At 68.5% G+C, this 21,466-nt stretch carries 27 protein-coding genes; 17 read left to right on the plus strand and 10 right to left on the minus strand.

Annotated features, from left to right (window positions below):
- Nucleotides 1–66: 66 nt before the first annotated feature.
- From NLF94_RS13975 to NLF94_RS13985, 3 genes are read left to right on the plus strand one after another with little or no spacing between them, the layout of a single operon-like run.
- Nucleotides 67–225 carry an NAD(P)H-binding protein gene (locus NLF94_RS13975; RefSeq protein WP_254838239.1) on the plus strand — a complete coding sequence of 53 codons (159 nt, stop codon included), beginning with the start codon at nt 67–69 and terminating at the stop codon, nt 223–225.
- Entirely contained in the window at nt 222–644 is a 423-nt protein-coding gene (locus NLF94_RS13980) for a DUF6069 family protein (RefSeq protein ID WP_254838240.1), read from the plus strand. Before NLF94_RS13975 ends, NLF94_RS13980 begins: the two co-directional genes overlap by 4 nt.
- A complete protein-coding gene (locus tag NLF94_RS13985; RefSeq protein WP_254838241.1) occupies nt 641–1,561 on the plus strand; it encodes an NmrA family NAD(P)-binding protein in 921 nt (306 codons plus the stop codon). Before NLF94_RS13980 ends, NLF94_RS13985 begins: the two co-directional genes overlap by 4 nt.
- 85 nt (nt 1,562–1,646) lie before the next feature.
- Here the strand turns inward: NLF94_RS13985 and NLF94_RS13990 are convergent, their stop codons facing one another.
- The gene (locus NLF94_RS13990; protein WP_254838242.1) at nt 1,647–2,537 is read right to left on the minus strand and encodes a coiled-coil protein; all 891 of its coding nucleotides are present in this window, start codon (nt 2,535–2,537) and stop codon (nt 1,647–1,649) included.
- Nucleotides 2,538–2,855: 318 nt separating this feature from the next.
- Between NLF94_RS13990 and NLF94_RS13995 the strand changes: the two genes are divergently transcribed.
- Entirely contained in the window at nt 2,856–3,278 is a 423-nt protein-coding gene (locus tag NLF94_RS13995) for a DUF371 domain-containing protein (protein ID WP_254838243.1), read from the plus strand.
- A 9-nt stretch (nt 3,279–3,287) separates the two neighbouring features.
- Here the strand turns inward: NLF94_RS13995 and NLF94_RS14000 are convergent, their stop codons facing one another.
- Nucleotides 3,288–3,893 (minus strand): class I SAM-dependent methyltransferase, encoded by a 606-nt coding sequence (locus NLF94_RS14000; protein WP_254838244.1) that lies wholly within the window; start codon nt 3,891–3,893, stop codon nt 3,288–3,290.
- A gap of 119 nt (nt 3,894–4,012) precedes the next feature.
- On the opposite strand from NLF94_RS14000, the gene NLF94_RS14005 reads away from it, so the two are divergent.
- Nucleotides 4,013–4,867, plus strand: coding sequence for an endonuclease III domain-containing protein (locus tag NLF94_RS14005; RefSeq protein WP_254838245.1), 855 nt, complete (start codon nt 4,013–4,015; stop codon nt 4,865–4,867).
- Between the two features lie 85 nt (nt 4,868–4,952).
- Nucleotides 4,953–6,455 (plus strand): DUF790 family protein, encoded by a 1,503-nt coding sequence (locus NLF94_RS14010; protein ID WP_254838246.1) that lies wholly within the window; start codon nt 4,953–4,955, stop codon nt 6,453–6,455.
- 83 nt (nt 6,456–6,538) lie between these two features.
- On the opposite strand, the gene NLF94_RS14015 is transcribed toward NLF94_RS14010, so the two are convergent.
- Complete coding sequence (locus tag NLF94_RS14015; protein ID WP_254838247.1) at nt 6,539–6,808, minus strand: DUF7571 family protein; 270 nt, start codon at nt 6,806–6,808, stop codon at nt 6,539–6,541.
- Nucleotides 6,809–6,974: 166 nt separating this feature from the next.
- Here NLF94_RS14015 and NLF94_RS14020 point away from each other — a divergent pair, with 166 nt between their 5' ends.
- Nucleotides 6,975–7,181, plus strand: a complete 207-nt coding sequence (locus NLF94_RS14020; RefSeq protein WP_254838248.1) for a cold-shock protein — start codon at nt 6,975–6,977, stop codon at nt 7,179–7,181.
- Nucleotides 7,182–7,309: 128 nt separating this feature from the next.
- Here NLF94_RS14020 and NLF94_RS14025 read toward each other — a convergent pair whose 3' ends face one another.
- Genes NLF94_RS14025 through NLF94_RS14035 form a run of 3 tightly spaced genes read right to left on the minus strand, consistent with a single transcriptional unit; the run spans nt 7,310 to nt 9,266 of the window.
- Entirely contained in the window at nt 7,310–7,846 is a 537-nt protein-coding gene (locus tag NLF94_RS14025) for a metallophosphoesterase family protein (RefSeq protein ID WP_254838249.1), read from the minus strand.
- Nucleotides 7,843–8,358, minus strand: a complete 516-nt coding sequence (locus tag NLF94_RS14030; protein ID WP_254838250.1) for a DUF7122 family protein — start codon at nt 8,356–8,358, stop codon at nt 7,843–7,845. The genes NLF94_RS14025 and NLF94_RS14030 overlap by 4 nt, the downstream gene beginning before the upstream one ends.
- Nucleotides 8,355–9,266 (minus strand): RsmB/NOP family class I SAM-dependent RNA methyltransferase, encoded by a 912-nt coding sequence (locus NLF94_RS14035; RefSeq protein WP_254838251.1) that lies wholly within the window; start codon nt 9,264–9,266, stop codon nt 8,355–8,357. The genes NLF94_RS14030 and NLF94_RS14035 overlap by 4 nt, the downstream gene beginning before the upstream one ends.
- A gap of 321 nt (nt 9,267–9,587) precedes the next feature.
- Between NLF94_RS14035 and NLF94_RS14040 the strand changes: the two genes are divergently transcribed.
- The 7 genes from NLF94_RS14040 (at nt 9,588) to NLF94_RS14070 (ending at nt 15,591) form a co-directional block, all read left to right on the plus strand.
- Entirely contained in the window at nt 9,588–10,586 is a 999-nt protein-coding gene (locus NLF94_RS14040; protein WP_254837543.1) for a transposase, read from the plus strand.
- Between the two features lie 169 nt (nt 10,587–10,755).
- Nucleotides 10,756–11,415: a hypothetical protein gene (locus NLF94_RS14045; RefSeq protein WP_254838252.1), complete on the plus strand. Its 660-nt coding sequence runs from the start codon at nt 10,756–10,758 to the stop codon at nt 11,413–11,415.
- A gap of 189 nt (nt 11,416–11,604) precedes the next feature.
- Nucleotides 11,605–12,342: a proteasome assembly chaperone family protein gene (locus NLF94_RS14050; protein ID WP_254838253.1), complete on the plus strand. Its 738-nt coding sequence runs from the start codon at nt 11,605–11,607 to the stop codon at nt 12,340–12,342.
- Nucleotides 12,343–12,408: 66 nt separating this feature from the next.
- Nucleotides 12,409–13,293: a DUF7847 domain-containing protein gene (locus NLF94_RS14055; protein WP_254838254.1), complete on the plus strand. Its 885-nt coding sequence runs from the start codon at nt 12,409–12,411 to the stop codon at nt 13,291–13,293.
- A gap of 179 nt (nt 13,294–13,472) precedes the next feature.
- A complete protein-coding gene (locus NLF94_RS14060) occupies nt 13,473–14,168 on the plus strand; it encodes a hypothetical protein (RefSeq protein WP_254838255.1) in 696 nt (231 codons plus the stop codon).
- Entirely contained in the window at nt 14,165–15,049 is an 885-nt protein-coding gene (locus NLF94_RS14065; protein ID WP_254838256.1) for a hypothetical protein, read from the plus strand. The genes NLF94_RS14060 and NLF94_RS14065 overlap by 4 nt, the downstream gene beginning before the upstream one ends.
- A gap of 44 nt (nt 15,050–15,093) precedes the next feature.
- A complete protein-coding gene (locus NLF94_RS14070) occupies nt 15,094–15,591 on the plus strand; it encodes a LabA-like NYN domain-containing protein (protein ID WP_254838257.1) in 498 nt (165 codons plus the stop codon).
- Here NLF94_RS14070 and NLF94_RS14075 read toward each other — a convergent pair whose 3' ends face one another.
- Together NLF94_RS14075 and NLF94_RS14080 are read right to left on the minus strand one after the other, a co-directional pair.
- Nucleotides 15,592–16,299, minus strand: a complete 708-nt coding sequence (locus NLF94_RS14075) for a DUF4013 domain-containing protein (protein WP_254838258.1) — start codon at nt 16,297–16,299, stop codon at nt 15,592–15,594. It abuts the gene before it with no gap.
- 153 nt (nt 16,300–16,452) lie between these two features.
- Nucleotides 16,453–17,727 carry an amidohydrolase gene (locus NLF94_RS14080; protein WP_254838259.1) on the minus strand — a complete coding sequence of 425 codons (1,275 nt, stop codon included), beginning with the start codon at nt 17,725–17,727 and terminating at the stop codon, nt 16,453–16,455.
- Nucleotides 17,728–17,836: 109 nt separating this feature from the next.
- Between NLF94_RS14080 and NLF94_RS14085 the strand changes: the two genes are divergently transcribed.
- On the plus strand, nt 17,837–18,340 hold the full coding sequence (locus NLF94_RS14085) for a hypothetical protein (RefSeq protein ID WP_254838260.1): 504 nt from the start codon (nt 17,837–17,839) through the stop codon (nt 18,338–18,340).
- Here the strand turns inward: NLF94_RS14085 and NLF94_RS14090 are convergent.
- Entirely contained in the window at nt 18,337–18,666 is a 330-nt protein-coding gene (locus tag NLF94_RS14090; protein WP_254838261.1) for an uS10/mL48 family ribosomal protein, read from the minus strand. The genes NLF94_RS14085 and NLF94_RS14090 overlap by 4 nt on opposite strands.
- Before the next feature lie 99 nt (nt 18,667–18,765).
- On the opposite strand from NLF94_RS14090, the gene NLF94_RS14095 reads away from it, so the two are divergent.
- Nucleotides 18,766–19,191 carry a bis(5'-nucleosyl)-tetraphosphatase gene (locus NLF94_RS14095; RefSeq protein WP_254838262.1) on the plus strand — a complete coding sequence of 142 codons (426 nt, stop codon included), beginning with the start codon at nt 18,766–18,768 and terminating at the stop codon, nt 19,189–19,191.
- Nucleotides 19,192–19,213: 22 nt separating this feature from the next.
- Here NLF94_RS14095 and NLF94_RS14100 read toward each other — a convergent pair whose 3' ends face one another.
- Complete coding sequence (locus NLF94_RS14100) at nt 19,214–20,017, minus strand: RIO1 family regulatory kinase/ATPase domain-containing protein (RefSeq protein ID WP_254838263.1); 804 nt, start codon at nt 20,015–20,017, stop codon at nt 19,214–19,216.
- Between the two features lie 145 nt (nt 20,018–20,162).
- Between NLF94_RS14100 and NLF94_RS14105 the strand changes: the two genes are divergently transcribed.
- Nucleotides 20,163–21,305, plus strand: coding sequence for an acyl-CoA dehydrogenase family protein (locus NLF94_RS14105; protein WP_254838264.1), 1,143 nt, complete (start codon nt 20,163–20,165; stop codon nt 21,303–21,305).
- Nucleotides 21,306–21,466: the final 161 nt, after the last annotated feature.

Below are 21,466 nucleotides of genomic sequence, written 5' to 3' on the forward strand. Positions count from 1 at the left end.
TCGATGCCCTGAAATTCAAAGATTCGAAGTTGCAAGTATAAGACCGACGGGTTCGTACCGACGGGTATGCGACCCACCGTCTTCGGCGCGACCGGACCCACCGGTCGCCCGCTCGTGAGGCAGGCGCTCGACCGGGCAGACGAGGTGGTCGCCTTCGCGCGCTCGTCGTCGACCATCACGGACGCCCGCGACGTCGGCGTGACGTCGGCGGAGGGGTCGCCGTGAGCGAGGGAGAGACCCGCGCCGGCCGGTTCGCCGGCACGGCCCTCGACCGACTCCCCGTCCGGGGCGCCCTCGCGGCGGTCGCGGCGGTCGCGGGCAACGTCGCCCTGCTCGTCGCCGCGAACGCCATCGGCGTCGCGCCCGGGTTCCGGCCGCTCGCGGTGCCACCGGTCGCGTTCCTGTCGGTCGCCGGCGTCGTCGGCGCAACCGTCGTCTACTGGTTCCTCCGCCGCCGCTCGTCCAAGCCCGCCCGGACCTTCCGCCGGGTCGCCGGCGGCGTCCTCGTCGTCTCCTTCCTGCCGGACGTCGCGCTCCTGTTCGTCGACGAGGCCGCGACCGTCGCGGGCGTGGTGGTCCTGATGGCGATGCACGTCGTCGTCGCGGCCGCCTGCGTGGCGCTGCTACCCGGGGAGCCGCGATGAACGGGACGCTCGTCACCGCCGCGACGGGCACCGTCGGCCGCCACGTCGTCACCGACCTCGCCGACCGCGGCCTCGATGTCGCGGCCGGGACCCGCGACCCCGACCGGGCCGGCGACGTCGCCGCCGGGGCGACGGCCGTCGCGTTCGATTTCGAACGGCCGGAAACGTGGGGCGCGGCACTGGCCGACGTCGACGGCCTCTTCCTGGCGCGACCCCCCGGCGTCGCCGTCGGGGACGTGACCGCCTTCGTCGACGCCGCCGCCCGGGTCGGCGTCGAACACGTCGTCTTCCTCTCGACGCTGGGCGCCGACCGCAACCCGCTGCTGCCGCACCGGCGCATCGAGCGCCACGTCGAGAGCGCCGGCGTCGAGTACACCCACCTCCGGGCGTCGTTCTTCGCCCAGAACCTCCACGAGGTCCACGGCCGCGACGTCCGCGAGCGCGACGAGATATTCGTGCCGGCCGGGTCGGGCCGGACCAGTTTCGTCGACGCCCGCGACGTGGCCGCGGTCGCCGCACTGGCGCTGGCCGAACCGGGTCACCGGAACGCCGCCTACGACCTCACCGGGGCCGAGGCGCTCGGCTACGACGAGGTCGCCGCCCGGTTCTCGACAGTGCTGGACCGCGAGATAACGTACGCCGACCCCTCGGTCCCCGCGTTCGTCTCCCGGATGCGCTCCCGGGGCCACCCGCTCGGCTACGTCCTGCTGATAGTCGGTATATACACCACCGCCCGGCTCGGGCTGGCCGCCCGCGTCACCGACGACGTCGAGCGATTGCTCGGGCGGCCGCCCCGCGACATCGACGAGTACGTCCGGGACTACGCCGACCGCTTCGGCCCGGAAACCGGCGCCACGACGCCGGGCGAGGAGGGCCGAACGGTGGCCGACGGGAGCGGGACGGACCCGGGACGCTGACCGTCGCCGGCCGAACCGGCCGGTTGCGGCTCCGCTCGTCGGTGAAAACAGCGACGGCGGCGCGAAAGGTGACCGGGCGTCCGACTTACAGCTTGCCGGCCTTCTGTAGCTTCATCAGGTCCTCGGTGTCGAGGGTCTCGCCTTCCTTGAACTTCTGGTAGATCTCCTCGGCCTCTTCCTTGGCGGCCTCGCGCTCCTCGGCGCGCTCGTCCTTGCGCTCCTCTTCCTCTTCCTTGTCGAGTTCGCGCAGCCGCTTCTGGACGCGGACGAAGTCCTCGTGGTGGCGGTCGGCGGCCTCCTGGGCGTCGACGAACTTCTCGTGCCACTCGTCGGCCTCGTCGCGGATGTCGTCGGCCTCACGGTAGGCCTCGATCATCTGGTTGTGGTGCTCCTGGGCCTCGTCGGCGAGTTCGGTGACCTTCTGGTGGTGCTTGGAGGCCTCGGCGCGGACCTCCTGGGCCTCCTCCTTCAGCTCCTCGAGGTCGCCCGTGGAGTTGAGCTTCTCCTTGCGGTCGGCGAGCTGCTCGCGCTTCTCCTCGATCTTCTCGATGAGTTCGCGCTCGTCCTCGGTCGACAGGACCTCGGTCTGCTGTTTGAACTCCAGATCCTCGATCTCCTCCTCGAGCTGGTCGACGCTCTTGCCCTCGTCGAGTTCGAGGTCCTCCTTCATGTCGTCGACCTTGTCGAAGAGCTCGTTGGCCTCGGCGTTGAGCTCGTTGCGCTTCTCCTTGTGCTCTTGGACCTGCTCGTTGAGCTCGTCGCGCTTCTCGCGGTGCTCCTGTGCCTCGTCGACCTTCTCGCGGGTCTTGGCGTTGAGGTCGTCGCGTTTCGAGGCTCGCTCGGAGGCCATCTGGTTCAGCTCGTTCCGCCGGTCGCGGAGCTGCCCGGCGAGCTTGATGAGCTGCCCTTTGGACTTGTTCTCGAGGTCGTCGTCTGTCAGTTCTACGTTGTCGGACTCGTTGATTGACTCGGCCATGGTTATCGTTCTACTCCATTACCGCTCCGGACGCCGACAGCTGCCGCTCGTGGGAAGGCCGTCGCCGTATAAGGAAGGTTCCCTGTCATTTCGGTCGGCTGGCGATGCTGCCGAACGCCGGACGCGTTCTGGTACCGGATACTACTGGTTTGCTCCATATAAAAATTGTGGAGGCCCACCCCCGTGAAAACAGTTACCAAGCGGCTGAAACACCGAGTTAGAGGTTCACACGGTTCGCGCATCATATATAAACTCCCTCGCATACCACGGGACGCCGACGGACGGCCTCAAGTACTCCCGGCGACGACCTTCGGTACCGTGAGCGACCCGACCCAGCGTGTACGCGCGAGCGGCCACGAGAACGTGACCGCCGAACACGGCAGCACCTTCGAGGTGACGAGCGACGACTGGCTGACGCCCGCGGGCGACTGCATCCTCGGCGTCGAGGCCGACACCGTGCCGGCGGCGTTCGACGAGGCGTTCGTCGAGGCCTGCCGCTCCCGGACCGCGACGATTACCGCCACGCTGCGGGCCGACGGCTACGAACAGGTCGTCGAGGGCCGCGGACATCCCGACCTCACCTTCGACGGCGACCGGAGCGCGGTCTGCCGGACGAGCACCCACGTCGACGACCGGACCGTCATGGTCGAGGCCGACGCCGCCGCTGCCGACCTCGACCGCGAACTCGTCGCCGCGCTGGCCGACGGCGCGGGCCTCGAGTTCGTCCTCGAGGTGGAGTGAGCCGCCGGGTTACGGTCCCGGCGCCGTGCACTCGACGTTGGCGAACGTGGTCCCGGACGCCGCCTCCTCGACGGAGACGGACTCGACGTCGAACCCAGCGGCTTCGACCATCTCGCGGGCGCAGTCGACCGAGAGGCGGTACTCGACGGTCACCGAATCCCACTTCTCGACCTCGCGGCGGCCGTCGCCGGTCTTGAAACCGACCCGGGCGACCCCGCCGGGCCGGAGCACCCGCTCGAACTCCGCCAGCGCCGCCGCCATCCCCTCGTAGGGGACGAAGAACACCGACGCTGGACACCAGACGCCGTCGAAACTGTTCGCCGCGAACCCGAGGTGCCGGAGGTCCATCCGGAGGTACCGCCCCGGTCGGTTCCGGCGGGCGTACTCGACCATCCCGCTCGCACGATCGACGCCGACCGGGTCGAGACCCCGGTCGACGAAGTACGCGGCGTCCCGTCCCGGGCCGCACCCGGCGTCGAGCACCCGCGGGCCGTCCAGGGTCTCGACGAACGACTCCAGGAGCGCCCGGAACGATGCCGGGAGGTCCTCGAGCCCCGTGCGCGAATCGAACTCCTCGGCGACCCGACCGTAGAGTTCCGCCGGCGGTTCGACCATCGGCGGGCGTTTCGGGGGAGGTCCGCAAGAACCTTCGGTCCCGCCACGGCCCACCTCTCCACCGGAGGAGGTCGCCGCGACCCGGGAGCCATTTACCCACGGCACCCCACCGTCCACCCATGACGGAGGAACCGGCCGAGAACATCTCCGGCGGCCCCGCAGGCGGCGGGACCGACGCGCGGTTCGACCCCGCGACCGCCGACACTCGCGCCGAGGAGGTGGTCGACCGCCTCGGCGAGCGCTACTGGCAGAAGAGCTACGGCGGCCGGGACGGTTTCGAGTGTCTCGTGCGGACGGTGCTCAGCCAGAACACCTCCGACAAGGCCAGCCAGCCGGCACACGACGCGCTGATGGAGCGGTACGGCGGCGGCGACCTCGCCGAGGCGCTGTCGACCGCCCCGCAGGACGAACTCGCCGAGACCATCTCCTCGGCCGGGCTCTACAACCAGAAGTCCCAGACCCTCGTTCGACTGGCCGGCCGAATCGTCGAGGAGTACGGGGGCGTCCCGGCGTCCGGGGACGCCGAGGACAGCGGGGCTCCGTCCCGCCCGTCCGACGCCTTCGACGAGTTCGTCGCCGCGGGCGACCCCGCCGACGTGCGCGCGGCGCTGCTCGACATGAAGGGCGTCGGCCCGAAGACCGCCGACTGCGTGCTGCTGTTCGCCGGCGGGCGCGGCGGCGTCTTCCCCGTCGACACCCACGTCCACCGCATCGCCCGCCGGATGGGACTCGCACCGGCGGACGCCGACCACGAGGCGGTCCGCGAGCGCCTCGAGGCGGACGTACCCGCCGAAAAGTGCGGCTTCGGCCACACCGCGATGATACAGTTCGGGCGGGAGTACTGCTCGGCGCGCAAACCCGCCTGTCTCGAGGACCCCGATGCGTGCCCGATGGCCGACGTCTGCGAGCAGGTCGGCGTCTACCCCGAGACGGGCGAGATGGTCGACCCGAGCGAGGCACCGGAAGCCGAGTAGCCCGTGAGAACCCCTGCGGTCGGGGGTCGACACCGCCACCGGAACGCCGGGGCGTTTTTGTCCGCCGGCGACCGACACCCCGGCAGTGCTGACGAAGGACCACCTGCGCGTCTCGCGGGCCGGCGGCGGCTACCACCCGCGGTTCACCGACCCCGACGACGAGGCGCTGGCCGCCCGCGTCCTCGGTATCTATCAGGGCCACGTCGGCGAGACGCGGGCGACGCTTTCGGCCGCCCTGACCGACCTCGAACGGGAGACCGAGGACTTCAAACTGGTCCGCGGGCTGGCGAAACTCCTCGAACGGGAGGCGACCTTCGAGACGCGGGCCCCGCTCGACCCGGTCCGGGCCCGGACGGCCGCCTTCGAGGCCGCCGAATCCGCTGACGGCGTCGTGGCCGAGACGGAACGCAAAGCGGCACTGGCGGCGGCGGCCGACCGCCTGGGGACCGACGCCGCCGACGTCGAGGCGTCGCTGTTCGCCGACCGCGACGACGAGCAGGTGCTCGTCGCCGTCGAGACCGACTACGACCCCGGGAGTCTCCGGGCGCAGTACGACCTCTCGCTGGCCCAGACGGCGCTTTTCGACGCCGTCGAGGTGCGGGTGCGCTCGTCGGACCCGAAGGCGCTCGTCTCGGCGGTCAAGCGCCTCAGACTGATGTACGAGATTCGCCGGACAGACGAGGGTCGGGAGGTAGTCGTCACCGGACCCGACGCGCTGTTCCGGCGCTCGCAACGCTACGGCACCCGGTTTGCGCGCCTGTTGCGGACCGTCGCGGCCGCCGAAGATTGGCACCTGGAGGCCGACGTCGACGACCGCGGCACCGAGCGCACGCTCCGCCTCGAGACGGGCGACGTCACCGTGCCGGGCACCGACCCCGTCGCCGAACCCACCTTCGACAGCGGCGTCGAGTCGGACTTCTACGCCCGGTTCGACGCCCTGGATTTGGGGTGGGACCTGGTCCGGGAGCCCGAGCCGCTCGCGGCGGGCGAACACGTCGTCATCCCCGACTTCGCCCTCGACTGGGAGCACTCGGAGTTCCGCGTCTTCTTCGAAATCATGGGCTTCTGGACGCCGGAGTACGTCGAGAAGAAGCTCTCGCGGTTCGCCGACCTGGAGGACGTGGCCTTCCTCGTCGCCTACGACGAGTCGCTGGGCGTCGGCGAGGCCATCGAGGCGGCGGGCCACCGCGCCGTCCCCTACGCCGGGACGGTCCGAGTGAAGGACGTCCGGGACGCGCTGCGGCCCTACGAGGACCGGCTCCGGGCCGAGAGCGCCGCCGCGGTGCCCGACGAACTCGTCCCCGACGCCGACGTGGTCACCATCGCGGCGCTGGCCGACGAGTACGGCGTCCCCGAGTCGGCCATCGAGGACGCCGACGTCCCGGAGCACGAACGCGTCGGGCGGACGCTCGTCCGGCCCGCGGTGCTGGAGGCCCTGGCGGAGGAGGTCGAGGCGGGGATGGCCCTCTCGGAGGCCGAGACGCTCCTCGACGGACACGGCATCGACGACGCCGGCGCCGTGCTGTCGGCGCTCGGCTACCGCGTCGAGTGGGAGGGGCTGGGTGGCGGGACGCTGCGCGAAAAGTAGCCCGACGCACCGCTGGGTCGGTCACGACCGGTGGCGAGGTGGGAAATCCGCCCGTTACGTGCTCGGAAGAGACACGCGTCCGTTCAGGTGGACGCGCGGTCGCTCGTCCACCCGGGGTCGCGGTCCGTCCGGTCGATCAATTCGGACCGGCACGCCGGACAGTAGTCCGGCACGACCGAGTCGCCGCCCGGAACGTACACCGCACCGCCGCACTCGACGCAGGCGTCCATCTCGATGGTGACGCAGTCCGCACAGAGGTTGAAGTCGTCGGCCGTCAGCTCGCGCAGCGGTTCGAGTCGTTTGTCGAGGATATACTCGTCGATGACCGTCTGGCAGCTGTGACACGGTTGCATGGCGATGCACCGTCCTCGACGGGTCCGGAGCGTAAATACCCCCGCACGAAAACGGGTCGGCGGGCCGGGGGCGTTCACCGGGGTCGTCGCCGTCCGCCTCCCGGAGGGGCGTGGTAACTCGACCCTCGGAAGGGTTATCCCTCCATCGCTCGAACGTCTGTTTGCAATGGCAAACGGTAAGGTTGACTTCTTCAACGACACTGGCGGCTACGGTTTCATTTCGACTGACTCGGACGACGTCGACGACGACGAGGACGTTTTCTTCCACATGGAGGACGTGGGCGGCCCGGACCTCGAGGAAGGACAGGAGGTCGAGTTCGACATCGAATCGTCCCCGAAGGGACCCCGCGCGACGAACCTCGTCCGCAACTAGCGAGTAATCTCCCCCGTCGTTCGTAGCGATGGACGGTTATTCGATTTTCGGCCAGTCACGCCACGTAGCGACCGCTCCGCGTGTCCGCTGGCCATAACGAGACACGGTAGCGACGGCGCCGTGTGAGTTCAGTCCGGCCGCTTCCAGAGTCGCCGACCGGCCGCGACGTACTCGAGGAGTTCGGCGAGGGCGAGCGGTTCGTACCCGAGGAGTTCGACGCCGACGTTGACCCGCCGGGCGTCCGGGTCGAGAAACGGGTACTCCGCCGGCCGCATGTCGTGGTGGTGGCCGTGAACCAGCCAGCCGTCCCGGTCCGGCGGCGCGTCCGCTGGGTCGTGGACGCAGTGAAAGCGGTGTCCTCCGGCCTCGAAGCGGTAGGCCTCCCTGACATCGACCGCGTGACTCCGGCGGACGCCGTCGTCGTGGTCGCCGGCGACGAACGTCAGGTCGCCGTTGACGCGGTTCAGCCACCGCCGGACGGTCGTCGGCTCCGACGGCACGCAGAAGTCGCCGACGAAGACCACCTCGTCGGCCTCGTCGACGGCGGCGTTCCACCCCGCCAGGAGCGCGTCGTTCATCTCGCCGACCGACGCGAACGGTCGGTCGGTGTACTCCAGCACCTCGCGGTCCCCGAAGTGCGTGTCGGCGAGAAGATACCGGGTCACAGGTCGCGCCGCCGGCCCTTCGGCATCTGGGAGCGCAACTCGTCGTAGAGGTAGAGACCGACGCCGATGGGTTCGACCCCGCCAGCTATCTCGTGGGCCGCGACGAGGTAGCCCCAGTCGCCGTCCCAGGCGGGGTCGGTCGTCTCGCCCCGGAGGAACGCCCGCGCCTCCGCGTCGTCCAGCACGACGACGTTTCTCGTCGCCTCCCGGCCGAACCGCTGGACGGCGTCCGTCGTCGGCTTCCAGTGCTCCTGGCGGGTCCGCAGGAACGTCATACCGAGGGCCTCGACCGCGGCGGGCGAGTCGAGGTCGGCGGCGAAGGCCCACACCTTCCCCGCGCCCTTCTCCCAGAAGGTGTGGTCCTCGAACGTCGACGGGTCGAGGCCGAACCGCTCGACCCACCAGTCGACGACCGCCCGGCGGGTCGCCCGGCCCTCGACGGTCCGCTCGTCGGCCGTCGCCGGCAGGCGGTCGAACACCTGGCCGTCGTTTTCCGTTCGCTCGCCGCTCACGCGCCCACCTCCAGTTTCGCACAGAAGAACCCGCCTGTGTCCTCGTGGTGGGGGTAGACGCGCTTGGCCCGCCGGACCGACCCGTCGTAGCTGTCGCCCTCCCAGTCGGTGACGCCGGGCGCGTGCTCGAGGGCGAGGTCGAACTCGACGAGGCCGCAGTCGTACTCCGCGAGTGCGTAGTCGAGGACGGCCTCGTTCTCCTCGGGCGCGAAGGTACACGTCGAGTAGACGACGGTGCCGCCGGCGCGAGTCACTTCGATGGCGCGGCCGAGGATGGCCTTCTGGACGCCGGCGATGCCCTCGACGTGGTCCAAAGACCAGTTGTCCAGGGCGTCGGGGTTCTTGCGAACGGTCCCCTCACACGAGCAGGGGACGTCGACGAGCGCGCGGTCGAAGGGATCGCCGTCGAACGGTTTCAGCGAGAAGTTCCGGGCGTCGGTGTTGGTGACGACGGCGTTGGTGACGCCGCAGCGCTCGGCGTTGGCCCGCAGCGCCGACAGCCGCCCGAGGTCGTTGTCGTTGGCGACGAGCAGGCCGCGGTCGTCCATCAGCGCCGCCAGCTGTGTCGTCTTGCTCCCCGGCGCCGCACAGGGGTCGAAGACGCGCTCGCCGGGCGCGGGGTCGAGGACGCGGGCCGGGATGGCCGACACCTCCTCCTGGCCGTACACCCACCCGTGGACGAACGGCCAGGTGTTGCCCGGCGATACGTCGTCCGCCAGACGGAACAGGCCGTCGTGCCACTCGACGCCCTCGTAGCCGACGCCCGTCTCGTCGAAGGCCCGGCGGACGCGTTCCGGCGTCGCCTTGATCGTGTTCGCGCGGACGACCGACGGCAGCGGCCGCTCGCAGGCCGCGTGGAACGCCGCCGGCTCGTCCACGAGCGAGTCGTACCTTGCGAGCGGATCCATGGGTGCCGTCGGACGCCCGCGGCTTTGTCGGTGTCGGTTTCGGCCCTTCCCGGTAGTGGTCGTACGAGTGCGCGTATCGACCAGAACGTTCCACCAGTTGCAGTAACAGCCATCAGAGGTTCGTCGACCACGGGGATCGGCTCTCGAACATAGCCCTCCCATCGGAAAAAAATATAAGTGTATGATAATCGAGTATATCAGCATACCAGCTCGCAAACCGTCGAGGGGTGGGGATATGGAATGATACTGTCGGGTATGGCTGGTTTTCCATCCGGCGGTGGTGCAGAAGTCCTCACAAGGAAGCGGTAGGACGAAATTGATGTGTCCAGCAGCAAGTCCGTCCTACCGAGTAACGATACGGTCGAACAGGTTTTCAAAGCACTGGAGACGGAGACAACGGCACTGTTCGAACACCTCGATGTCTCGTTTCTCACCGACTATCCCGTGTTCGCCCCCGATCCGAGGGGGCGAACACGGGTGCACGACCCACCAGAACTCCTGAAAGGTGTCCTCCACTGCTTCTACCACGATATCTACGGTCCTCGTCCGATGGCACGGGAACTCCACAACGAGGACGTCTGGCGACAGTGTGGCTTCGAGCGTCCGCCGTCCCGGCGGACACTCTCAAGATTCATCACCGACTTCGAACTGGTCGCCGAGGACGTATTCATCGAGTTAGTCCACGAGCTTGCCGAGCAAGTCCCGCTCGGCAAGCTCTTCCGCATCGACGGCACAGACATCCCCGTCGATCACCGTGACGAGGATGCTGACTGGAACTACGATCACGCAGAAGACGCCTACTACTACGGCTACGGTTGCTGTGTCGTCACTGCAGCAGACAATATTCCGGTTGCAGCGGCGTTCACTCCTGGGAAGAAGGTCGATGAGGAGACGGCGATGCGCGTCACGCGTGACGCGCTCGCCGTCGACACGCCACGCTGGTTCCTCGGTGATTCTGAGTTCGATATGCTGGGGTGGCACGACTGGCTGCTGGAGCAGTCAGTCGTGCCGATATCACCGTACAACCCACGGAATACAGACGATCCTCCAGACATAGAATACCGCGTCGAAGAACGAATCAAAGCACACAGCGACACAGTTCGTCTCTGGCAGCGCCAACTCGACGAGACGTATGCAGAACGCTCACGGGTTGAAACAGCGATTGGCGTCTGCAAGGATCTCGGCCTCGGGACCCCGCGGGTCCGAGGCCGAGTACGCGTCAAAGCACACGTCTTCATCGCTCTTTGCCTTCGATTGGCCGTTGCACTCGCTAATCACCATCGAGGAAACGATGTCGCCAGCCCAACCATCACGCTATGAGAAAAGTTCTGCGCCACCGCCTTTCCATCCATGAACGAAACACATACTGACACTCCGAGTACTGGCGTTTCGCTGCACTCGAAGTCACGTTCCGCCGCCCGGAAGCAGCTAACAACCGGTTTTGCGGGCGATCGGCGCTGTTTGAGGCAACAATCCAGTGGAGGCGGACATGACTGAAGAGGAGCCCGTCGGCCGCCGTCGCCGGATTCTCGGGGCGGCCGCCGTAGCTGCCGTCGGCGGTCTCGCCGGGTGTTTCGGCGGGTCAGATGGGGGAGACGACCCGAGCGATACTGATGACGCCAGCGACGATGGAGACGGCGACTCGGCGGGGGCCCGCACATGCACCGATGTTACGGACGGATACGAGGCCGAAGACGTCGGCGACAGGCCGATGTTCTTCGACTTCGAGTACCCGGCGCTGTTCGGCCAACTCGTGTACGATACGACCTCGACACAGGTGATCGCCGGCTCGGAGCAGGACCTCCCGGAGGAGGCGTTTCTCGAAATCCTCCTGCAGCAATCCACCGACACCGAGTCGGAGCCCCCGGAGGTAACGAACTACGAGGAGCTCGAGACGGGGTTCAGCCTCGTCACGAACTTCGACGGCGAGGAGGTCGAGTTCGCCGGGTCCGCGGACCCCGACAGGGCCCAAGTATTCGTCGAGGGAAACCTCCCGTACGAAGTCGATGGCGAGCGGAGCCTATTTCGGACGAAAATATCGATCCTAGCCCAGAACGACTCCGCCGAGTGCACCGAGGCCTTACGCGAAGCCACCGAACACGTCGTCGAGTCGCTCGCGGTCAACGGGGATACGACGCTGGGTCAGTGAGGGGAGTACGGAAGCAGTCCATGCGACCCTCGGACCACCCACGCCCCTCGTTCCGTGTTGTCACGTCGACCGACGAGACGGCTGGGAAACGATCACCCGCAGTGAGATCAGAGAGTGCTGCATCGACGCACTTCCCGAACACTCCTGCTGGCGCACACGCTTAAGACGCCGCCACCCGTTCGCTCGCGCATGGCACACGTCCAGGTACACGCCGACGACATCGACCTCGATTCGCCCATTCTCGTCGAGGGGCTCCCCGGCGCCGGCCTCGTCGGGAAGATCGCCGCCGACCACCTCGTCAAGCAGTTCGACATGGCGCACTACGGCTCGTTGCACTGCGACGGCCTCCCCGACGTCGCCGTCTACCACGGCGAGTCCTCCGACGTCCTGCCGCCGGTCCGACTGTACGCCGACGCGGAGCGCGACCTGCTGGTCCTCCAGAGCGACGTGCCCGTCTCGCCGTCCGGCGCGCCGCAGTTCGCCGACTGCGTCACCGGCTGGTTCGAGGAGAACGACGTCTTCCCGCTGTACCTCAGCGGCCTCCCCGAGGAGAAAGAGGGCGTGCCGGAGCTGTACGGCGTCGCGACCGGCGACGGCGAGGCGGTCCTCGAGGACGCCGGCCTCGTGCCGCCGCGGGAGAGCGGGCTCGTCTCCGGGCCGACCGGCGCGCTGCTGTCCCACGCCGGGCGGACCGGTCTCGACGCCGTCGGCCTCATCGTCCAGACCAACCCGCAGTTCCCCGACCCCGAGGCAGCCCGGGTCCTCCTCGAGAGCGGCATCGCTCCCATCGCCGACGTCGAGGTCGAAACCGACGCCCTCGTCGAACAGGCCGACGAGATACAGGCGGCCCGCGAGGAACTGGCCCAGCAACTGCAGGACGCCGGCGACGAGAGCACGCAGGCTCAGCCCATCCGCGGGTTCCAGTAACCGCCGGGACGGGACGTCGCGGTGGAGGGCGCCCGTTTTATATTCGTCCACCGAGGGAATGGATTCATGGGTGCCGCTCTGGATGCAGTCGGGGACGTGGGTACAGCCCTCAAACAGGGACCGTTGTTGATCGTGGCGGCCGCCATCGCCGGTATCATCCTCCTGCTCGGGGCACTGATCACGTTCGTCCCGCTCGTCGGACAGATCGTCTACAGTATCATCGTCGTCCCGCTGGTGCTGGTGGGGTTGGTGGCGATGGCGAACGCCGCGATCGACGACCGGGCAGGTCTCGACGAGTTCACCGACGGCATCGGCGAGTACGGATCGGACGCGATCGGCGCGTACGCCATCCTGTTCGTGATCCAGTTCGCCGCGGTGTTCGCGCTGCTCGTCGTGGCGCTGGTCGCCGGGATCGGCGTGTTCTCCGCGATCGGCGCCGCGGGCTCCGGCGACCCCGGCAGCGGTCTCGATGCGGTAGCCGGCGGTGGCCTCCTCGTGTTCGGGGTCATACTCGTCGTGGGATTCCTCGTGACGCTGCTCCTCGGTCTCGTCCAGAACTTCCTCGACGTCGCCGTCGTGATCGGCGGGCACGGCGGGACGGACGCGGTCCGGGAATCGGCCGCCCTCGTCCGCGACGGACCGCTGAGCACCATCGGCTACCTGCTCGTCCGTGCCGCCGTGACCCTCGTAGCCGGCATCCTCCCGCTGGCGCTGTTCGGCCTCGGAGTCGCGCTCCCCGCCAGCGGGGGAGACAGCGGCGCGCTGGCCGGCGCAGGAATCGTCTTCTTTCTGCTGGGTGCGCTGGCACTTCCGTTCCCGTTCGCCGCGTCGTTCGCCTACCACGCCGGGTACTACCGGCGCCGTCGGGACGTGTCGAGTCGGGAAGACGCCGGAGCGTCGAGCGGAAACGAGCGGCGTTCCAGCCGGGACGCCGACCCGATGGGCGACTGACGGCGGGTCGTCGCCATCCCCGGCGTCGACGTGGACGTACTCGCAGGGGGTGAAACGTTCGGCCGGCGGCGAGAGACACCCGACGAGGTATCCCGACCGCGCCGGGAGAAACTCGCCGAGACGAGTTCCAGTGGCGGAGACGCACAGCTTTCTTTTACTCGGCTGACATTCGTGGGTGCATGGCATCGACCAACATGGGGTGTGTCGGCCGGCCGGTGGCACTCCGCGGGACGCTTCGCCGCTGGCAGCACGGCCTCGAGCGCGGCCGCATCCGCGAACACCTCCGTCGGACCGAGGCGGCGCTCCGGGACGCGAATCACGACGACCTCGCGCCCCGACAGCGTCGCCGCCGGAGGCGGCATCTCGACCGCCTGGCGGACTACCAGCGGCGCGGCGAGTTCCCGACCAATCGCACAGTCCCCGAGCGGACGCCGCTGTTCGTCGGCGACGACGAGGTGCCGTGTGCGGTGGCGCACCTGCTCCTCGAGGACGGCCGCGAGGACCTCGTCGCGGCCGTGATGGACGAGGAGCCGACCGTCCGCATCGAGGACCTGCCCGCCGACCATCCCGTCGTCGAGTGGCTCGAAGCGAACGGCCTGACGCGGGCGGAGGCCGCCCGCATCCAGCCGGCCTATCCCGAGGGCGTCCAGTTCGCGACCTCCTGCGGGCCGGTACCCTGCTGGTTTGCGGGCGCGCTCGTCACCCTCGTCGGGACGGCCGTGGCGGCAGCCTCCGAGTTGGTGGGCTATCGGCTCGCGTCCGGGCTGTTCCCCGACAACGCGCTCAAGCGCCGGGGCCTGCTGGCGTACGTGACCATCATGAACCTGCTGCTCGCGCCGCTCGTGGCGCTGGTGCTGTTCGCGCTGTTCCCATGACCACGACCGGAATCCGGACGGCGGCGTACGTGACTGGCCTGACGCTTGTCGTCGGCGCCCTCGGCGGCCTGGTCGCCGCGATGACCGTGTTCGTGCCCCTGGACCGGTCGACGTCGCTCGTCGAGGCCCGTCTCGGTGCGACGGTCGTCTGGGCGCTCTGGGCGTCGCTCGGGCTCCTGTACCTGGTCGGCCCACTCTTCCTGGCCGTCGGATGGGCTCGCGAGGACGACCGCTGGGTCGCCCACGGCCTGGTCAGCGCCGGCGCAGTTCTGGGACTCCCGGTCGCGTTCGCGGCGTTCACACTCGGTAACAGGGTGGTAGTCCAGCGGGGTGGGGTCGTGCTGACCGGGGGCCTCCTCCTCGTCGGCATCGTGGGAGCGGCAGGGGCACTCCTGATGGGCGGCCGATGGCTGCTCCGGGAGACGGCCGTCGGCGTCTCGGGCGTCCCGCTCGCGCTGGTCGCCGTCTGCCTGCTCGCGTTCGTCGCCGTGCTTCCGGTCGCCACCGGGGTCGCCGCCGACCTCACCGCGGACTACCCCGGCAAGGGGCTGGCGCAGTTCGACGTCGAGGAGCGCACGACGGCCGACGGGACCCGGGTTGTCGTCTTCACCCACGACGGTGGCGACCCGCTCCCAGCGACTGGACTCCGCATCGTCGGCGAGGGGTTCGCGGACGCCGACGCGAGCGCGGACCAGACCGCGCCGGGGGCCTGGAAGGGCGAGGCGTCCGGCGAGTTTCCGCGCCGCGAGGGCGACTACGTCGTCGAGGGGGACGCGGTGACGGTCGCCGTCGGAGCCGAGTGTCAAATCCGGGTCGTCCGGGTCGAAACCGGCAACAGCCGCACGCTCCGTCCCCACGACTGCAGCGACGACGAGGGCTGACGGCCGATACCAAGGCCTTTGACGGAGGCCGAACGAGTGCCGGTATGCCGCCGATTCACGACGACCAGCGGGTCGCGGTCATCGCCGATTCGCAGAACCTCTATCACACGGCCCACAGTCTCTACTCCCGGAACCTCGACTACACGGAACTGCTCGACGCCGCGGTCGACGACCGCGAACTCGTCCGCGCCATCGCCTACGTCATCCGCGCGGACTCGCCCTCCGAGGAGGACTTCTTCGAGGCGCTGCGGGACATCGGCTTCGAGACGAAGATCAAGGACATCAAGACGTTCGCCGACGGGAGCCAGAAGGCCAACTGGGACCTCGGGATGTGTCTCGACGCCGTGACGCTGGCGTCGAAGGTGGACGCTGTCGTCCTCTGTAGCGGGGACGGCGACTTCGAGCGACTCTGTTACCACCTCCGCCACGAGGGGGTGCGGACGGAGGTGTTCGGCTTCGGCTCCTCGACGGCCGAGGAGCTGGTCGACGCGGCCGATTCGTTCGTCGACATGAGCGAAAACGAAGAACGGTTCCTGCTGTAGCTACACCGGCGTTTGTTCGACGCCGGCCTGCCCGGAGCCGTCGCCGCCGCCCGTCGCCGCCAGGTACCCGTCGGCCCAGAGGTTGGCCGCGACGATGAGCGCGTAGAAATTGAGGAAGACGCCGACCAGCCCCCCGAGGAACGGGATGATGTTGAGGACGCCCGCGACCAGGCCCGCGGCGAGGAAGACGCCGACCGAGATCAGCCACGGCACCGCGAAGTCGCTGTCGAAGCCGACCTCGCGGATGGTACCGACGTCGAAGGCCGCGCCGAAGCTGTCCTTGTGGACGAAGTTGACGATGCCGACCACCGCGAGGTAGCCAAAGATAAGCGACAGGACGAACCCGACGAGCAACCCGACCATCAGCGTTCCGAACCCGGCAGCAGCGCCAGCGTCGCTCCCGGTCAGCAGGGCGATGATCGCGGTCCCGACCGTGAAGCCGAGCACCGCAAGCGGGATCAGCATGTAGATCAGCCCGACGACGAAGACCTTCAGGCCGTCGACGATCAGTTCGCCCCAGTCGCCGAACGTCGGCGGTTCTGGCTCGCCGTCGAGGTTCGACTGTATCGCACGGACGAGGTAGCCGTAGGCGATAAACGCCGGGATGACGAGGAAGCTGAGAAGCAACATTACCCCCCCGATGAGTACGGTCACTATCCAGTCGTCACTTTCCGTGGGATACGTTATCGCGTCTTCTATCGACGACATAGGGGCAAATGTATCCGACGGGTACTTATAAATATATGATATTTTACTGATGGTTTTGCCGTTTCGTCGGGGCAAACCCGTCTTACCGTTCCGGAATGTCGACGTAACGTTCAGTTGTCATTTCTGTGTCGGGTGCGCCCGGGCCGGGAGTCGCTACGGCCGGCGTGCGGCGGTTTCGACGATGGCCTCGGTCAGCACGTCGACGCCGATGGCGATGGATTCCTCGTCGACGTCGAAGGTGGCGGTGTGGTGGCCGCCGGGGTGGTCGGTACCGACGCCGACGTAGGTGGCCAGCCCCCCGTTGTCCTGGACGCGCTGCATCAGGAAGGTGGCGTCCTCGCTGCCGCCCAGTTCGCCGCGACGGGTCGCCCGCGTCACGTCCGGGTGCGACGCCGAGGCGTCGTGGACGAGGTCGACCAGTTCCGCGTCGCTCTCGGCGGAGGGCGCCTCGCCCTCGACGTCGATGTCGACCTCGCAGTCGTGGCTGAGGGCGGCGCCCTCCATCGCCTTCCGCGCCCGGTCGAAGGTGAAGTCACGAATCTCGGTCGTGGTGCCGCGGGCCTCGCCGTGGACGAACGCCTCCTCAGGGATGATGTTGGAGGCGGAGCCACCGCCGACCCGGCCGGCGTTGATGCGGGAGGCGCCGTCGCTGTGCCGCGGGATGGCGTAGAGGTTCGACACCGCCGTCGCCATCGCCTGGACGGCGTTGCGGCCGGCCTCCGGCTTGGCCCCGGCGTGGCTGGGTTCGCCCTCGAAGGTGGCGTAGAACTGCGTCACCGCGAGGATGTCGCCGATGCCGGCGACCACCTCGCCGGTCGGGTAGTCCAGACCGACGTGGACGGCGTAGAGGTAGTCGACGTCGTCGAGGTGGCCCGACTCGGCCATCGGCTTGCCGCCGCCGATGACCTCCTCGGCGGGCTGGAAGAACACCTTCAGCGTCCCCGAGAAGTCACTGTCCTTCACCGCCTCCAGCACCCCGATACCGATGGTCGCGTGGGCGTCGTGGCCGCAGGCGTGCATCGCGCCGGTCTCCGAGCGGAACCCCTCGCGGGCGGGTTCGTGGGCCTCGTCGGTCGACTCCTCGCGCGGCAGGCCGTCGATGTCGACCCGAAGGCCGACCGTCGGTCCCTCGCCCATCTCGAGGACCGCGATACAGCCGGTCCAGCCGCCGGCCATCGACTCCAGGAGGTCCTCGTCGACGCCGGCCTCGCGGGCCCGCTCGTACCACGGTTCGAGGTCGGCATCGTCGGGCACCGAGAGCCGCTCGTCGGCCAGGACGTCGCGGCCGACGATGCAGTCGTCGACGCCGACGCGCTCCAGTTCCGCGACGACGCGGGCGGTCGTCCGGAACTCCTTCCAGGCGGGTTCGGGGTGGCGGTGCAACTCGCGCCGCAACGCGACGAGACGCTCCTCGCGGTCCGCGTGCATACCCGACCCAGGCGGCCCGTCGGCATAAGCCTCCGGCGTCGCCGTCTCGACGACGCGCGGCGCGGCGACGACGCGACACGCTCTTTGAGTCCCGGGGAGTACGGCGGGTATGGACGTTCCCGTCACCCGTCGCCGGGCCCTCCTGGGAGCGGCCGCCGGGGTCGCGGCGCTGGCCGGCTGTAGCGACCCGCCCAGGCGGACCTCGACGGCGGTCTTCGTGACGAACGTCACCGACTCGGAGTTCACGGTGACGGTCCGGCTGTACGAACTCCCGGACTGGGCGGCGACCCGCGAGGGCGCCGGAACCGAGACCGGAGAGGAACCGACCGACGCCGGGGGGACGCCGACGGGCACCGCCGCCGACACCCCGACGGCGACCGGCGAGCGGCCGCCGACCGACGAACTCGAGGAGGTGCTCGTCCAGCGGGAGACCCTGGCGCCGGAGGGTTCCTTTGGGGTGCCGGGCGAGGGGCTGCCGGACGGCGACCTCCGTGTGCTGGTGACGACGACGGACGGGCAGTCCGACAGCCACGACTGGGCGCGACTCGACGAGCGCTCGACGCTGGACGTCCGGATCGCCGACAGTGCGATCCGGTTCACCGAACTGGATTAGCGGCCGTCGGGCGCGGAGACCCGCTCGACGTCGACGTCGAGGTGGACCCCCTCGGGGAACGGTTCCTCGGCGACCGTCCGGGCGAACTCGTCGTGGCCGACGACCTCCAGGCGCCGGATGTAGACGGTGTAGCGCCACGGCGAAAAGCGCGGGCCAGACGCGGAGAGTCGCCTGGACTGCGGGACGCTGTAGTCCACCGGCGACGCCGCGTGCGGCCCCTTCAACTCGACGCCCTTCCGTTCGGCGCGCTCCTTGATGTCCCCGACGACGCGCTCGAGGACGGCCCGGTCGCCGCTCTGGAGCGTCAGGGTGGTGACGAAGGGCATGTCCTCCCGTGGACGCTCGACGGGTAAAAACGCACCTATCGACGCGACCGCGAGCGGCGTCCGATATTCCTTTACCGTCCGACCATCTACGTAGCGGTAATGATAGAGGCCACGAGCGCGGGAGCCATCCTCTTTCGCGACACGCGTGGCCGGCGTGAGTACCTGCTGTTGAAGTCCCGCCCCGGCGACTGGGAGTTCCCCAAAGGCGGCGTCGAGGGCGAGGAGGAACTTCAGCAGACCGCCATCCGCGAAGTGAAAGAGGAGGCCGGAATCGCTGACTTCCGGCTACTGGACGGCTTCCGAAAAGACTACGACTACGTGTTCGAGGCGAACGGCAAGACGATTCACAAGACGGTCCACCTGTTCGTCGCCAAATCCTTCGAGGCGTCCGCCGAACTCTCGGAGGAGCACCGCGACATGCAGTGGCGCGACTACGAACAGGCCATCAACACCATCACCCAGGACGGACCCCGCGACATACTGGAGGACGCCCACGACTTCATCGACGACAACTACGAGGAGTAGCGGTCGTTTACAGCCGACAGCATCAGTCAGCCGCCCGCTCGATTTCGCCCTTCACCTCGGCCGCCTCGAAATCGTGGTCCGGCCGCAGGTTCACGAAGTCGAGGAACTCGCGGGCGGCCAGTATGTCCTCCGTCGAGTAGTGCTCTCGGGCGGCGTCGACGGCCGGCCGTGCGTCGACGTGCGGCGTCAGCGACGCCAGCGCACACGCCAGATCGTAGGCCTTGGCGTCCTCGATTGCCTGCACGCGGGTCGCGTCGATGAAGTACAGCACCTCCTCGCCGTCGTCGGGCGCGACGAGGACGTTCTCCGCCCGGAGGTCACCGTGGGCGAGTTCCGCCTCGTGCATCCGCGCGAGGTTCTCGAACAGCGCCGGCGCGAACGCCGCGATTTCGGCCTCGGGAAGTTCGTCCAGCGTCCGGAACTCCGGCAGGTACTCCAAGACGAGCACGCCGAGACCGTCGTGCTCGAAGGCCTCCTTCGGTTCCGGGGCGTTGACCCCGAGTTCCCGCATCGCCTGCGTCGCCGCGAGTTCGTGCTGGGCCATCTCTACCGGCGTCGAGAAGTGCTCGAAGAACCCCTCCGTGCCCGACGAGAAGGCCCCGATGTTCCGGCCCGTCGTCAGCACCGCGTGCACCAGCGAGTGCTGGTCGGCGATCACCTTCACGAACCAGCGGTCCTCGACCACGAGCGGGACCGACAGCCAGTTGTTCGCCTCCAGACGCTCGAACTCCGCCGACGGCTCCCCGTAGCGGTCGGCGACGTCCTCCGCGACCGCGGCCAGCGTCGCTTCCGGGACGCTCTCTCGCAGGAGCCGTCGGATGGGCATCCTTTCGACGTAGCGGACGGCGGGTCTTAAGTCGTGTCCTCGAACCGACCGCGGCGTCCGAACTGCCGCGCCGTGGCCGATAAACGGGTCGTCCGCCGCGTCGCGTGCCGGCACGTTTATTTTCGCGTGCCCGTAGGGTTCGCGTATGGATTTCACCCTCCCCGACGAACACGAGATGATCCAGGGTGTGGTTCGTGACTTCTGCGAGGCGGAGATCGAACCCATCGCACAGGAAATCGAGGAGGAACACCGCTTCCCCGAGGAGGTATTCGAGGAGTTGGCCGATCTCGACCTGATGGGCGTCCCCGTCGCCGAGGAGTACGGCGGCGCCGGCGGTGACTACCTCATGTACGCCGTGGTCGCCGAGGAACTCGGCCGCGTCTCCGGATCGATCGGCCTCTCGTACGTCGCCCACACGTCGCTGGGGCTGATGCCGATAATCAACTTCGGCACCGAAGAACAGATCGAGAAGTGGGGCCGCCCGCTCGCGGAGGGCGAGGGCATGGGCGCGTGGGCGCTGACCGAACCCTCCTCGGGGTCGGACGCCTCGGACATGGACACGATGGCCGAGAAGGACGGCGACGAGTACGTCATCGACGGCACCAAGCAGTTCATCACGAACGCGAGCGTCGCAAACAGCGTCCTCGTGAAGGCAGTTACCGACCCCGGCGCCGGCTACGACGGCATCTCGACGTTCATCGTCGACCCCGAGAACGACGACGGCTTCGAGGTCACGAACGTCTGGGACAAGATGGGGCTGAACGCCTCCCCGACCTGCGAGATTCAACTCGATAACGTCCGCATCCCCGAAGAGCGCCTGCTCGGCGAGGAGGGCGACGGCTGGGACCAGACGAAAAAGACGCTCGACGGCGGCCGCATCTCCATCGCCGCGCTGTCGACGGGCCTGGGGCAGGGCGCCTTCGACGCCGCCCGCGAGTACGCCACCGAGCGCGAGCAGTTCGACCGGCCCATCTCGAAGTTCGACGCCATCCGCGACATGATCGTCTCGATGGACCGCAAGGTCGAGCGAGCCCGTCTCCTGACCCACAAGGCGGCGACGATGTACGACGACGGCGAGGACGTCACCAGGCTGTCCTCGCTGGCGAAACTGGACGCCTCCGAGATCTGCCGCGAGGTGGCGGAGGACGCCGTCCAGGTCCACGGCGGCTACGGCTACACCACCGACTTCCCGCCCCAGCGGTTCTACCGCGACGCCAAACTGATGGAGATCGGCGAGGGGACGAGCGAGATTCAGCACCTCGTCCTGGGTCGAGAACTGGGTCTCTAGACCCACTTTTTGCACGCGAACGCGGGTCGCGCCGCAGGCGCGACACCGGTTCGTGGCAAAAACTTGGGGAAAAATAGCTCCTCGCTCCCTCCGGTCGCTCGTCGCTACCGGCGCTCGGTCGCTGTGCTCCCTCACGCCGGAGAACCGCCTCGGGGGCGACC

The sequence above is a fragment of the Natronomonas marina genome, from assembly GCF_024298905.1.
Taxonomy (GTDB): Archaea; Halobacteriota; Halobacteria; order Halobacteriales; family Haloarculaceae; genus Natronomonas; species Natronomonas marina.

Excerpts from the sequence above, each read along its gene's own strand:
- NLF94_RS13975 (WP_254838239.1), top strand. The coding sequence starts at position 67 with ATGCGACCCACCGTCTTCGGCGCGACCGGACCCACCGGTCGCCCGCTC.
- NLF94_RS13985 (WP_254838241.1), top strand. The coding sequence starts at position 641 with ATGAACGGGACGCTCGTCACCGCCGCGACGGGCACCGTCGGCCGCCAC.
- NLF94_RS13990 (WP_254838242.1), bottom strand. The coding sequence starts at position 2,537 with ATGGCCGAGTCAATCAACGAGTCCGACAACGTAGAACTGACAGACGAC.
- NLF94_RS14000 (WP_254838244.1), bottom strand. The coding sequence starts at position 3,893 with ATGGTCGAACCGCCGGCGGAACTCTACGGTCGGGTCGCCGAGGAGTTC.
- NLF94_RS14005 (WP_254838245.1), top strand. The coding sequence starts at position 4,013 with ATGACGGAGGAACCGGCCGAGAACATCTCCGGCGGCCCCGCAGGCGGC.
- NLF94_RS14015 (WP_254838247.1), bottom strand. The coding sequence starts at position 6,808 with ATGCAACCGTGTCACAGCTGCCAGACGGTCATCGACGAGTATATCCTC.
- NLF94_RS14020 (WP_254838248.1), top strand. The coding sequence starts at position 6,975 with ATGGCAAACGGTAAGGTTGACTTCTTCAACGACACTGGCGGCTACGGT.
- NLF94_RS14035 (WP_254838251.1), bottom strand. The coding sequence starts at position 9,266 with ATGGATCCGCTCGCAAGGTACGACTCGCTCGTGGACGAGCCGGCGGCG.
- NLF94_RS14045 (WP_254838252.1), top strand. The coding sequence starts at position 10,756 with ATGACTGAAGAGGAGCCCGTCGGCCGCCGTCGCCGGATTCTCGGGGCG.
- NLF94_RS14050 (WP_254838253.1), top strand. The coding sequence starts at position 11,605 with ATGGCACACGTCCAGGTACACGCCGACGACATCGACCTCGATTCGCCC.
- NLF94_RS14055 (WP_254838254.1), top strand. The coding sequence starts at position 12,409 with ATGGGTGCCGCTCTGGATGCAGTCGGGGACGTGGGTACAGCCCTCAAA.
- NLF94_RS14060 (WP_254838255.1), top strand. The coding sequence starts at position 13,473 with ATGGCATCGACCAACATGGGGTGTGTCGGCCGGCCGGTGGCACTCCGC.
- NLF94_RS14065 (WP_254838256.1), top strand. The coding sequence starts at position 14,165 with ATGACCACGACCGGAATCCGGACGGCGGCGTACGTGACTGGCCTGACG.
- NLF94_RS14070 (WP_254838257.1), top strand. The coding sequence starts at position 15,094 with ATGCCGCCGATTCACGACGACCAGCGGGTCGCGGTCATCGCCGATTCG.
- NLF94_RS14075 (WP_254838258.1), bottom strand. The coding sequence starts at position 16,299 with ATGTCGTCGATAGAAGACGCGATAACGTATCCCACGGAAAGTGACGAC.
- NLF94_RS14080 (WP_254838259.1), bottom strand. The coding sequence starts at position 17,727 with ATGCACGCGGACCGCGAGGAGCGTCTCGTCGCGTTGCGGCGCGAGTTG.
- NLF94_RS14085 (WP_254838260.1), top strand. The coding sequence starts at position 17,837 with ATGGACGTTCCCGTCACCCGTCGCCGGGCCCTCCTGGGAGCGGCCGCC.
- NLF94_RS14090 (WP_254838261.1), bottom strand. The coding sequence starts at position 18,666 with ATGCCCTTCGTCACCACCCTGACGCTCCAGAGCGGCGACCGGGCCGTC.
- NLF94_RS14095 (WP_254838262.1), top strand. The coding sequence starts at position 18,766 with ATGATAGAGGCCACGAGCGCGGGAGCCATCCTCTTTCGCGACACGCGT.
- NLF94_RS14100 (WP_254838263.1), bottom strand. The coding sequence starts at position 20,017 with ATGCCCATCCGACGGCTCCTGCGAGAGAGCGTCCCGGAAGCGACGCTG.
- NLF94_RS14105 (WP_254838264.1), top strand. The coding sequence starts at position 20,163 with ATGGATTTCACCCTCCCCGACGAACACGAGATGATCCAGGGTGTGGTT.